The sequence below is a fragment of the Bifidobacterium sp. POST2/T3 (B1) genome, from assembly GCF_058197115.1.
Genome location: NZ_JBVPQK010000059.1, coordinates 1 through 12410, shown reverse-complemented (window position 1 = coordinate 12410; position 12410 = coordinate 1). Strand labels below are relative to the sequence as shown.

General features: G+C 53.5%; 10 protein-coding genes and 1 tRNA gene. 8 read left to right on the top strand and 3 right to left on the bottom strand.

The features are described 5' to 3' along the window. Positions 1–230 precede the first annotated feature (230 nt). Entirely contained in the window at positions 231–464 is a 234-nt protein-coding gene (locus tag AC0AP0_RS04525; protein WP_045934889.1) for a DUF2188 domain-containing protein, read from the bottom strand. 321 nt (positions 465–785) lie between these two features. Here AC0AP0_RS04525 and AC0AP0_RS04520 point away from each other — a divergent pair, with 321 nt between their 5' ends. From AC0AP0_RS04520 to AC0AP0_RS04500, 5 genes are all read left to right on the top strand, one after another. Further along, positions 786–1055: a hypothetical protein gene (locus tag AC0AP0_RS04520; RefSeq protein ID WP_490429508.1), complete on the top strand. Its 270-nt coding sequence runs from the start codon at positions 786–788 to the stop codon at positions 1053–1055. A gap of 67 nt (positions 1056–1122) precedes the next feature. Continuing rightward, positions 1123–1680: a DUF8453 domain-containing protein gene (locus AC0AP0_RS04515; protein ID WP_490429507.1), complete on the top strand. Its 558-nt coding sequence runs from the start codon at positions 1123–1125 to the stop codon at positions 1678–1680. 829 nt (positions 1681–2509) lie between these two features. Further along, entirely contained in the window at positions 2510–2992 is a 483-nt protein-coding gene (locus tag AC0AP0_RS04510; protein WP_490429506.1) for a hypothetical protein, read from the top strand. Between the two features lie 662 nt (positions 2993–3654). Beyond that, positions 3655–4737, top strand: a complete 1083-nt coding sequence (locus tag AC0AP0_RS04505; protein WP_490429505.1) for a hypothetical protein — start codon at positions 3655–3657, stop codon at positions 4735–4737. 45 nt (positions 4738–4782) lie between these two features. Further along, on the top strand, positions 4783–5391 hold the full coding sequence (locus AC0AP0_RS04500) for a hypothetical protein (protein WP_490429504.1): 609 nt from the start codon (positions 4783–4785) through the stop codon (positions 5389–5391). A gap of 2159 nt (positions 5392–7550) precedes the next feature. Here AC0AP0_RS04500 and AC0AP0_RS04495 read toward each other — a convergent pair. Together AC0AP0_RS04495 and AC0AP0_RS04490 are read right to left on the bottom strand one after the other, a co-directional pair. Then, a tRNA-Gly gene (locus tag AC0AP0_RS04495) sits at positions 7551–7621 on the bottom strand. 123 nt (positions 7622–7744) lie between these two features. Further along, the gene (locus AC0AP0_RS04490; protein WP_046322207.1) at positions 7745–8863 is read right to left on the bottom strand and encodes an ROK family protein; all 1119 of its coding nucleotides are present in this window, start codon (positions 8861–8863) and stop codon (positions 7745–7747) included. Positions 8864–9161: 298 nt separating this feature from the next. Here AC0AP0_RS04490 and AC0AP0_RS04485 point away from each other — a divergent pair, with 298 nt between their 5' ends. Genes AC0AP0_RS04485 through nagB form a run of 3 tightly spaced genes read left to right on the top strand, consistent with a single transcriptional unit; the run spans position 9162 to position 12363 of the window. Continuing rightward, positions 9162–10466, top strand: a complete 1305-nt coding sequence (locus AC0AP0_RS04485) for an AGE family epimerase/isomerase (RefSeq protein ID WP_490429503.1) — start codon at positions 9162–9164, stop codon at positions 10464–10466. Between the two features lie 5 nt (positions 10467–10471). Continuing rightward, positions 10472–11578, top strand: a complete 1107-nt coding sequence (locus AC0AP0_RS04480; RefSeq protein ID WP_490429502.1) for an ROK family protein — start codon at positions 10472–10474, stop codon at positions 11576–11578. Next, positions 11575–12363 (top strand): glucosamine-6-phosphate deaminase, encoded by a 789-nt coding sequence (nagB, locus tag AC0AP0_RS04475; protein WP_046322199.1) that lies wholly within the window; start codon positions 11575–11577, stop codon positions 12361–12363. The genes AC0AP0_RS04480 and nagB overlap by 4 nt, the downstream gene beginning before the upstream one ends. The last annotated feature ends 47 nt before the right edge of the window (positions 12364–12410 follow it).

The window sequence follows — 12410 nt, the reverse complement described above, 5'->3', positions numbered from 1 at the left end:
TCCAGCTGGTTGAATCCATCGGCCATCGACTTCGCCACCTTTCACGGTTGGTTTCAGTCTATGGGGGCGGACACATAGAGACCAGCGACGCCGGCCAATGCTTCACCATCCCAACATCCTGCCGGGCTGATAGATGGGTCTGGTCAGAAGCGCATAGTTACTTATCGCCGCGACGTTCGGCACCAGCACAGGCCCGATGACAGCGAAAAGTCCCAGAGCTCAGTTGGCGTTCAGCCCTTGATGTCTCGAGGATCCTTCTTGCCTATGGTGCGCTTGTCGCGGATTTTGTTGCCACCCTTGTTATGGATATTGACCTCACCGCCGCCGGACCGGTCTGCAAAGACCTTGGCCTGCTTGGTGGCCTCCGCCTTGGTAGCAAAAGTGCGAGAGACGCGTGAGGCACCGGCCCGCTTGACTGTCCAGAGATCGCGATCCCCGTCGTATTGCACGTGATAATCAGCCATGATGGCCGTCCTTTCCATACTTCCCTGTACCCCCTCATCTTCCACTGCCCGGCCTGAGGCACCGTGCTTCGACACTCCAGAATTTTCAGGAATATTGTTCATCAAAGAAATGACTCTTCGCAGCAACTACCGTCTCAAATACGAAGTAGCTTTCTGGTTAGCGCCGAGTCTAGTGACAACTCGAAACAATCCTACAAATACCGGAAAAGCATATGTACGACTTCGACAGCGTCGAAGGACGAATAAACTATTGTTAAATAATCCAGCTCGTACAGAACAGTTCGAACTTCTCATGCCTTAGAACTTGGTTAAAAGAAAAGCGTGAATCAACATATCAAATTATCACTAACAACTGATCATAAAGAACCACCTGGCTCTGCACGTACAAGTGAGTTCATAACCTCGATTGGCATAGCAGTGAACATCATCAAGCCTGAACGCTTTTCTAGAATCCCATCCTCAACATCAGTGGAATTTACCGCGACGGATTTTCTTTCTATACATATCGAAACCTTTGATTCCGCGGGAATCAACAATCTTGAAGGCGAGCTGAAACTGAAAGATAATCTCCTCAATCAAGGGGACAGCTGAATTCCAGCTCAAACGACAAAGCTATCTGAAGTAGAATACGAAATGCCATACCTCTTACACTGATTCTATGAGACAAAGGAAATGGACCATACCTGCCCTAATAGTCGGTTCAGTCTTCTTTTGCGTTATCCCATACCTCTACCACTGGGTTACCGGCAACAACTCTGACTGGCAAGCTTGGTGGGCTTTTGGTACCTTCCTCATTGCTCTTATCGCAGCCATCATCGCTTATAAAGAGTACAAGGCCCATATCAGCGCAACAGAGCCGCTCATCATAGTTCGCGTTGCAAAGATGAAGAATAGCACTCTTGATACGGTATTTCTCACCAATGTAGGCGGTTCCATTGCCATCGATATCAAGTTTTCTCTTTCGCCAGGAATAAAATTAAAGAACTATACAGCCGTAGAATATTTGAATCGAAATCTTCCATTACTGAAACCAGACGAAGAAACCATCATTATCGATGCTCAATACTTGACCGCAGTTCAACTCCTAGTAGGGCCAAACCGTTCTCGCCAGATACTCCACGTTGAGTGGAAAGACGCATTAGGTAGGCAGTACGTGAATGATAATCAAAAACTTGACTTCGGCATTTATTCTTCTGCTTTTGTAGCTGAGGAATAATTGTCGAGAGTATCCTCACTAAAACTGACGAATACAGTTTGGGAATAAGGCGCTCATCGAATATATACGAGCTCGACAAACCTATGATCGACAAACATCTGCGTAGGCATCCTACAGTTAAAATTTTAGACCTGTGTTTTAAGGTAAGATTTCCAAAATTACCCAGATTACATTAATAAAGGTTCAGAATACGCGTGGCCAGGGGGGGGGGGGTGAAAGTCTAATTCTTCTTGACGCGGCTATAAATCCAACTGGATGTTTAGTGACCCATTCAAGTAGAAGGTCTGGGGTGGGCAAGTCTTCGTTAACGTTAAAATTCTGCGTGTTTGCGCAGGTTATTGGTTGAGATCATAGATGCGATTGTTTCACCAATATGGAAGGCAGCCTGTCTAAGAGTAGCCAATGATGCCCGGCTGTTACGGCCGGGAAAGCTTGGAGCGGAACGATATCAGGACGCAGGCAGGGTGCGGCCATCTTTGACCGTACAGGTGATAGCTCCGTCAGCATCAATAATGGCTTCGAGAAGGCATCCCTTTAGCTGGTTGCCAGCTGTAGCGCCGGCATAGTCGAGAGTCGAGTTGGCACGCACCAAGTCGTAGATATCCTATCGATAAATCAAACTGCAATATAACTTCCTCACATTGGATGTGGCGAGCAAAAGCCTGCACATACATATCAATCAGACGTGGAAACACAAACGAGGTCACGCCACAATTTTTACCGTCTTTTGCTATAGTCGCCCTCCTTGGGGATCGCGCCGTCAAACCTTTCACAGATGAGAAACTCATCAGTGAATACTGGCGGTCAAGCAGGACAGGATTAACAGGGAATGCGAGGAAGCGTCTGCAAGTGGCTCTTCATACCTAAAGGTGCTATAGCATGCAGAGGACGGAAAGCGGATAAAACAGGCGAGGATACGGAGAAGTCCGACCTTCGCCGCACGATCCACGTACCCGCTGATGCCGACCTTGTCCTATGGTTTCTAGGCCTGGTTCTGTTACTGCCAATGAGCTGGGGCTGGTATAGCAAAATTCCTATTCAGTTCTTTATGGCATTCCCGTATACCGTTGATTTTGCGTCAGACACTTGGGTGAACAAGATAATTGCGACCACCATTGTGGGGCTTGTCTGCTGGCTGATAAGCGGCATCGTCCATCTTATTGCCTTGTATAAATGGAAGTCACAAAAAGCTTTGAAATGGTGGAACGTCGCCGCAAAAATCCTGCTTGTTTCAGTGACGTTGATCGTCTTACTGCATAGTCTGGCCGGGGTACTGTTCCTCTCGATAGACGTCAGCGACATGCCTCAGTGAGTAAACGCTGATGATTGCTCAGTAACTGTAGGCCAACCAGTTTCATTTAACGATATGGATGCGCAAAGAACGCGGCATATGCTCGGGCGGGGTATCTGCTTTTCCCTCGTTAAGATGCCCGTCAGCACCAAATGCGCACACGAGCATATCCTCGCCAAAGCTGGTATCTTCCCAAACCCAAATGTCAATACCATTAGCGATTTTCTGAGAAGGAGAGCGGGCGACAGGAATCGGACCCTTGGCGCTGGATTAGCCCTCAGTATCACCCTTGAACGCCACCGACATGGCCAACAGCCCCACGCCAGCCATCTGGGATCCCCATCATCCTGAACATGCAGACCCCCCCGTCTACACCATCCTGCTCAACGATAGCAGCCAGGTTATTAGCGCCGCTAGCCGACCCGCCATTGCCTCCAGTAACCAAGTATGCTTCGCCAGCATCTCCCCATCCACCCCGTATCCCCTCCGTATCGGGGGCGTGTTAGGACCATTGTCGAAGTCGGGGCAAACGGCAAATGTCATTGCATTGTGTATACAATATGCTCCATTTTGGGTGGTTAGGTAGAGCTGTTCGGCCTTTCTGAATTTCTTAAAACCAGTGGATTCCTCTTGTAGGTATAATCTTTTAGTGGCACAAATCTGATAGCAAGGGAGCCTATCGCATGAGTGATTTGCTTTTATACCGTCTTTATAAGGTCGAGACTAGAAAATGTAATGATCGTAAAGTCATGCTTACAGGTCAACTTGCTGGACAGAGTATGGAAGATTTCATATATACGCAGATGATTGAGTTGATGACACCGGTAATGAGAAGAGCATCTGCCTTTATTAAGCCAGAAGACTTGCAGCCGATAACTGACGAGGAGAATTTAAAAGGGACTCCTTGTTTTTGCGTAAAAGATTGCCGGAAAATCGGTAAGGTACTTGTCGCCAGCATCACCTTTGGTCATTATGGCGACAAGGACTGGTTATACGACAGATTCGGCGAGCCAGAAAATATAAGTCAGAAAGCCGCGTCGAGTCTATATGAAGTACGTATGGCTTTCCCTGAAACCAAACAAAATGAGCCCGATAAAAATGTTTGCTACATGGCTTGCACGGTGAATGGTAGATCTGCACAGGGTGAAAATCTTTTACAATATATCTCGTACAGATATCACCTATCAATATCAAAAGTTTCGAAAGACAATCCTTCTGAAACAATAGCGACCGGGGAATGGTATAGATTTTCTGCTACTCCGGTTATTGATCGGAATAGATTCGATAGCGTGATGGCATCTGCCAAGCCTCGGAAAATCGAGCTTGAAATGCATTCGGTGTCTGGTTTCGGCTCACGAGAAAGCCAGAAGTTAACGCTTACCGTGTCGAGCGTTAGTGCAGCATGGCGAATAAGAGTTAATAAAGTGCTTAAAAAGTGGATTAAAGCTGTGCAAAAAAAATCGAGTCTCAGTCGGCTGCAAGGCGCTCAGGATGTGGCTGCGCTGATGCCTAAGGACGGCTTGCAATTGCCTAAGAAGATGATAAATAACGGTGGAATTACTTACGAAGAAAATGGCAAAATCAAGACAGTGACTGCAGAAACCGTAGATCAGCTGTTCATTTATCCCATGTCAGATGGGTCGACTATAGAAGACTTATGGAAGGATGCAGGGAATAACCTGAGGTTGATTGCTGCTGCTGACGATGGCAAATATGATCTTCCTGCCTTGAATGTCGATTGTAATCTTTCTACGACACAGGTCTAGCGCTAATAAGTTGTAACTAAACAGCTCCGGTGAGGAAGGAGTTCCATGGAAATTCCAATGGCTCCAATGTCGATATACCGCGGACAGTGGAAATCACTACGTTTGTATACTCCCGATCCTAAAGAAGGCTCAGTCGATTCTGAAGAGAATACATTTGCCTATAAAGGTACGAGACGCTCCATTTTGGGGATTTTTATTGTCTATATGGTGCCGCTGTCGGCAGGAATAGCTGCGTATGTGTTAAGGCTCCAGCTTGATTTTGGTGATACGTTGATTGCTGTGATGGGCATTTTGGCAGGTGCATTGATCGCTACGTTCAGTCAGCTTGCAAACTGGAGACAAATCTTTAAAGCGGATAAAGGATTGGGAACTTCAGCTGAGAGGTGGTTGCTTGATTCTTCTATAGCACACATTCTTGCGGGGGCATATAGCGCTGTTCTTGTTTCAATAATAACTCTGATAGCTATGGCCGTTCAATTGCCAGCGTTACCATGCCTATCGCCATGGATTCATCGAGTTGGAAGCGTTGTGATCGTGCTTTTAAGCGCACATGTGGCTGTAAGTATTTTGATGGCATTGCCAAATTTGTATTCAGCATATGTACAAATCAACGATGTCATCCCATTGCTCAACGGACGAGATAAAACTTGTTAATATAAGCGCAAAACTGATTGCGCACTAATCAAACAAATAAAAATTGAACCATGCCCGACTCGACAGGTCCCAGGACACAATAAGAACCCCGCCGTATTTTCATCCTTGCCCGGCCACGCCACAGCCACAATCCTTGTACATGAGCCAGGCATCCCTACCTATATCGCTTTTTACCAAGAACTACAATGTCAAGCAGACGCAGTTGATGGGACACTTCACACGGGCATGTCCGACCCCACAAAGACCGGCAATTGGTTAGAGCTAAGTTCGGAGCTAGAGCCAACGGCAGATGCCAAACCAAGTAGCATACAAAAGACTGCAGCGGAATAGGAACGTGCTGCGATCACATCATCCCTGGCGACAACAACAGCTTGACAGTCTGCAATGGCTGTCGAACACTGGTCATAAAACCAAGGCGACGAGAGAGACCGCATCGCGCAATTCATGGTACCGACCAACAAGGCATCATGATGTCAAAACGAATCCGTGCTCGATCCCTCCCGGTGTGGGGAGCGCATCCCCGGACGAGGCGGAATCACCTCCGAATAGCACCTCCGATTGTGCGTGCGTCTGCTGCTCGTTTCCCGACCGGATTACGGCTTTTCCGCGAGTCCCCTGCGTTCGCAGTTCTGTGGCCTAATCCTGCGGCACGCAGGGACGGCCGGCGGAATGCGCCTGGATCTGCATTTCGTGACATGAACCTTGGTCACGTAATGGATTCATGCCTGATATTGCTGGTATTTCTTGTTTCCCGGATCTTAACTAGATACGATTAAAGGAAAGCACGATACGAGTTCTGCGGCAAGCCCTTTGTCGAGCATGCGGGCTGGGGACGCCTGTGCAGGTTCTACCTCCGACGCCTGCCGTCAGCGGGCCCGCCTAGCGAGCAGGACGATGCTGATGCCCCCGGACATGGCGATAGCCGATCAGTGGCTGCGCTGGCAGCTAGTCCACAGGGGAAGATTACCAGTAAGCGCGCGTTCTGCTCCGACTGAGCCCCAGCCTCCTGCACCGACTCGGTCACATAGACTGACCTGCCCGCGGCGGAGTAGTCCAAGGCCAGGGATGGCCTGAGCTTCGCCCTGGGAGGAGGGTCGCTTCATCGACTTGGACCACTTCTACTACTGGCCGACTGGGCCAAGATGCTGCTTGCGCCCGGGCTGGCAGGACCTGAATCGAGATCAGCTCCGGTCAAAGGCTACACATCTGGGGCCAGTGCGCCGAACGCAAGGGCGTCAAGGTCCGGGGCCTGATGGACGCGGACGCCTACTCGAAGGGGCGGTACATGACTTACACAGGCCACGCCTGGCGGAACAGCCCGGCCAAGCTCGCGGACCTCGCATTTTTGTTTAATGTGGTCAACTTTATAAATAAATAGAACTAACCAAACCCAAGCACAGCAAACTATACAAAAGTCATTTTTGATTGCTTCTTTACCTTCTATGGGTTGAAGCGGAATTGTCAAGATCTATTAAAGATGTAACAAGACTCAGCAATTGAGGTCTTCAATAATAAGTTGATTTATATGTTTCATCCTTTCAAGGAAAGATGGGCCATCCATATAAAGTTCATGATGACGAGTATTAATACTGTTGCAGCCTATACTCAAAGGCTCCTCTAAGCCATTGTATTCAGCAATAATATTTAAATGCTGCTGTGCGGAAATCCTATCTTGTCTAGAAAAGCCGGCTCAGATGCACTTAACGATAAACTCTTGATGCTCGATTTCTTTAGTGTGCGAGACCAAGCACTATTAGACTCATCAGGCTTTTCAAGAGTTCCGATACAGACTCGTTTTTAAGTAAATACAGTTACTTGCAATTTATTTCGTAAACGCTCCTCTATTTTACAATAAGGATCAACATCCTGTTCAACTACGGTCTCCAAAATTTCGTCGGTTCCAATTGCATAGACCAGGGATTCCTCCAGTCTAAGCAACTCCTCGCGAATTCCATTTTCCCCACACCCTATTAGTTCGGACCATGCATAACTCTGATTTAAGAGTCGAGTAAGAGCATTTTCTCTACTTACCCATTCTTGCGGCTCATTTTTACAATTCATTTGATCTCACGTTCCCAAATGTTGCCACTTTGCTGCCATTCTCTTACAATCTAAGCTAGTTAATAGCTTCTTCACTGATATCACAGCGACAGCAACAGAGCGGGCGACGGGAATCGGACCCGCCTCTGAAGCTTGGGAAGCTTCCATTCTACCAATGAACTACGCCCGCAAATCCGGCTACCGGGGTCAGGCCTCGGCCAACCGCATGCGAGTCACCATGGTAGCAGGTCTCGGCGATGTGCGCGAATCACCAACTCCGAGCACGGTTGCAAGCAAGGTCTTCAACCCACTTTCAGACAGTGCCGTCAGGCTCAATCAGGTCGGCCACCACTGTGGAGCAGGCCCCGAGCAAGGCAGCATCCTCCCCCAAGGCCGAGCGGTCAACCACAAGAGGTCGCCGAAAGTCAGTGGCCAGGGCATCGTTCATAGTCTTCTCCATGGCGCTCAGGAAGATGCGGTTGACCACCCTGGAGTCCCCTAGAACAGTCACACGAGGAATGTCCATAAGGCCGGCGGGCATGGTCAGGACGCGGCCCAGCAGTTCACCAGCCCGCCGCAGAATGCTTGCCAGATTGTCAGGATCCCGATCCATCGCAGCAGTCAGCCTGGGAACGCTAATCAAGGATTCCAGGCAGCCGCGCTTGCCGCAGCGACACTGAGGACCAGTTGGGTCCACCACTACATGACCGATCTCACCGGCTGCACGGTTGCAACCGGTCACCAGCTCGCCAGAGACCAGCAACCCTGCCCCGACTCCGTTGCCCAGGTGGACCAGCAGCAGGTCGGATTGACCTGAGCCGAACTGCCGCTCGGCCAGGACCTCGTTGTTGGCATCGTTGTTGACCGTCACCTCCAGGCCTGTCTTCTCGTGCAGATAGCCGCGCAGGTCGGTCTGAACCCAGCCCAGGTTGGTGGCATCGTCCACCACGCCTTCAGCACTGACGATGCCGGGACTAGATACGCCTATGCCCATGATGGGATGGGCCGCCCGTTGCATCAGCGAATCGGACAACTCCCCCACCAAGTCCAGGGGAACCTTGCCGTCAGTGGTCAGAGGGATCTCTTCACGCGCCACCACCTGTCCGGTCAGGTTGAGCACCGCTCCCCTAAAGACATAAGGAGTGGAAAGGTCCAGGGCCAGGATGCTTCGCCCGTCGGGATTGATGCGCAATAGCCGTCCACGCTTGCCCGGCCCGGTGGATTTGCTATAACCAACTTCCATGAGCAGATGCTCACCCAGCAGCTCGGCCACGATGTCCGATATGGCGACCCTGGTCAGCCCGGAGGCTCGGGCCAGGTCAGCCCTGGTCATACTGACATCAGGATAGAGCAGCCTAAGCAGGATGGCTCGGTTGTGTTGCCGCACCGACTCAGGCAACGCCTTGGACAGGTTGCCGGTATTGATGGTCATGATTCACCTGACGATAAATAATGCGGGGACGGGGACCCGCCGTGGGGATTGGGCCTTGAACCCCGTGACCGCGCCCATCCATACTTGCATCTTATATTGTAAACGCCCTTTTCCGGGCAGGCTCAGACCTCGTCATTGCGACACCAGAGCGGTTCATTTTTCAAGACTGCGCACTAGCATCATAGACAAGACAACGGGGCAGCCAGTAAAAAGTTCAGTTTCCTAACAATTACGTGTTAGGCTGTGAACAGATACCAGAAACAGCTGCATCCCCTCGCTGAGCAAAGGAGCGATCGCCATGACCACGACACCGAACCATTCGGGAGCCTCACCGTCCGCCATAAATCCCCGTTACCTGCTGGGCAACGAAGCCAACCGCATCTTCATGGCCTCGCAAACCTATGGCTTCCTGGACTTCGGGCGGGGGTTCCCCACCGAGCAGGGCGGCGCCGGCTGGCTCAATGACGACGGCAGCATCGACCCCGAGCAGGGAATCCAGACCTGGATCACCTGCAGGATGACCCATGTCTACGCCATCGGCAGCCTCCTGGGCTACCCGGGCGCATCGGAGCTGGCCCACCGCGGTGTTCAGGCCCTTCAAGGCAACCTGCACGACGACGAACACGGCGGCTGGTACCCCTCGGTCTCCTGGCAGGGCCAGCCCGAGAGCGGCAAGACTTGCTATACCCATGCCTTCGTAGTCCTGGCTGCCTCCTCGGCCATGCTGGCGGGCGACCCTGACGGACAGGACCTGTTGGATCAGGCGCTGGAGATCTTCAACCGCTACTTCTGGGATGACGACAAGGGCCTGGCCGTCGACACCTGGGACAGCGGATTCACCCGTCTGGACCCCTACCGGGGGCTCAACGCCAACATGCACAGCACCGAGGCCTTCCTGGCCGTGGCCGACGCCACCGGCAAGGAGGATTACCGCGAGCGCGCCGGCCGCATCATCGACCATGTCATCAGCTGGGCTGAGAACAATCAGTGGCGCATCCCCGAGCACTTCAACAGCGACTGGCAGGCCGACCTGGACTACAACCAGGACAACAAGGCCGACCAGTTCAAGCCTTACGGGGCCACGCCGGGCCATGGAATCGAATGGGCCAGGCTAATCACCCAGTACGCCCTAAGCAGGTTCGATCGGGAGGCCCACCGCAGCCGCTACATCGAGGCAGCCGAGCACCTGTTCGCCAGGGCTGTTGAGGATGGCTGGGCCGCCGACGGGGCCGAAGGCCTGGTCTACACCACGGACTGGCAGGGCCGCCCGGTGGTCCACGACCGCATGCACTGGACCCTGGCCGAAGCCCTGAACACTTCGTCCACCCTCTACGCAGCCACCGGCAAGGCCACCTACGCTGACTGGTACGCCACCTTCTGCAGCTATGTAGACCACTATCTGATTGATCACCAAGGCGGGTCCTGGTGGCATCAGCTGGATGCCGACAACCACGTGATCGGCACGGTCTGGCCCGGCAAGTCCGACCTCTACCATGCCTTCCAGTCCACCCTGATCCCCTACAACGACCCGGCGGTCTCCATCGCTACGGCCATCAAGAAGGCTTGCGGACAGGGGCAGGCGGAGCAGGATCAGGCCCGCTGAAATCCATGGCAGCATCGACCCCGCATCCCGAGGCGGATACAGATAGCGTCCAGGCCGGTCCGATCAGCCTAGGAATTGACATTGGCGGTACCAAGATCGAAGGCGTGGCCATAGACGGCGACAAGCGCCTGCTGGCTTGCCACCGAATACCCACGCGCAAGGGTAATCAAGCGGTTCATGACGACACCGTGACACTTATCCACCACCTACTGGATCCGGTTGGCCTGAATCGGGGGCCGGTCACCGTAGGCCTGGGGATCCCGGGGCGCGTGGATGCCAACCATGGAATAGTGGACGACGCAGTCAACCTGGGCATTCGCCACATGGCTCTGGGCCCTGCCGTTGCCAAGACGACCGGTCTGCCCGTCCGCGTCGAGAACGATGTCAACATCGCTGCTCTGGGAGCCGCCTCGCAGGCTGACAACACCCTGATAGCCCCTGGAACCACACCCCACTCCGAAGCTGCCCGGGACCAGGTCCGACGACCAGCATCAGAGCCTGGGCGTGACGGACCCAGGGCCCTGCCCGACCAGGACGACCACGTAGTGGCCTTCATCAACCTAGGCACCGGTCTGGCAGCGGGCATCATCCGTGAGGGTCGGATCGAACACGGAGCTAGCGGGGCAATCGGCGAAATTGGCCACATCTCAGTGGATGCCCATCAGTTCCCCTGTAAGTGCGGCCAGTGTGGCTGTCTGGAGACCGTGGCCTCAGGTGCGGCAGTGGAAACCCTTTGGCCGGGAATCGCCCACCCCCTGCCTGACCTGATTGCCCAGGCAAGCAAGGGGAACCAGCACGCCAAGGAAGTCCAGGACATCATCGGCCATGGCATTGCCCTGGCTGTCCAGATCGTGGCCCTGGCTATCGACCCTGCAGTCATCATCTTGGGCGGCGGCATGAGCAAAACCGGCCAGCCCCTGCTGGATCTGGTCACCGAGCATCTGAATAAGAGCGCGGCCTGCAGCCACTTCATCGCCTCGCTGAGGCTACCCGACCGGTTGCGTCTGGCCCCAGCCGACCTGCCCATCGCAGCCATCGGCGCCGCCCTGGCAGGACGCATGGCCGCCGACAGCCGCCCATCTGAGCTTATTGGAAAGGAAATCGCATCATGACCGAAATCATCATCGTCAAGTCCCAGGAGGAAGCAGGGAAAATCTATGCCCGCTGCACAGCCGACCTGATCCGGCGCAAGCCTGACTGCGTGCTGGGTCTGGCAACGGGGTCCAGCCCCCTGGCGGCATACCAGGCGCTGGCCGACCTGGTCCACAAGGAAGGTATCGATGTCTCCCAGGTGCGCGGATTCGCCCTGGACGAGTACGCTGGCCTGGATCCGGCCCACCCCCAGTCCTACCGGTCCACCATCAACCGGACCGTGGTCGAGCCTCTGGGCCTGGACCCTGCCAAGGTGCAGGTGCCAAATGGAAACCTGGACACCATCAAGGACGCTGGCCGTGTGTACGACCAGGCAATCAAGGATGCCGGCGGAGTCGACCTGCAGATCCTGGGCATCGGCACAGACGGGCACATTGGCTTCAATGAGCCTGGATCCTCCCTGGCTTCGGGCACCCGCATCAAGACACTGACCGAGCAGACCCGCATCGACAATGCCCGATTCTTCGACAATGACATGGATCAGGTGCCCACCCACTGCATCACCCAGGGAATCGGGACCATCCTCAAGGCACGCCAGCTGGTTCTCCTGGCCTTTGGTGCCGGTAAGGCGGAAGCCGTTGCCGAGAGCGTAGAAGGCGGCATATCGTCCTTCTGCCCGGCCTCCGCCCTCCAGATGCACCCCCACGCCACTGTGATCGTGGACGAGGCCGCCGCCTCCCGCCTGCGCAACCGCGACTACTACAAGTGGGCATACGCCAACAAGCCTGACTGGCAGTCCATCTAGAAGGCAAACCAAACATGTCCAAGGAAGCATACGAGTCGGCGGGGCTC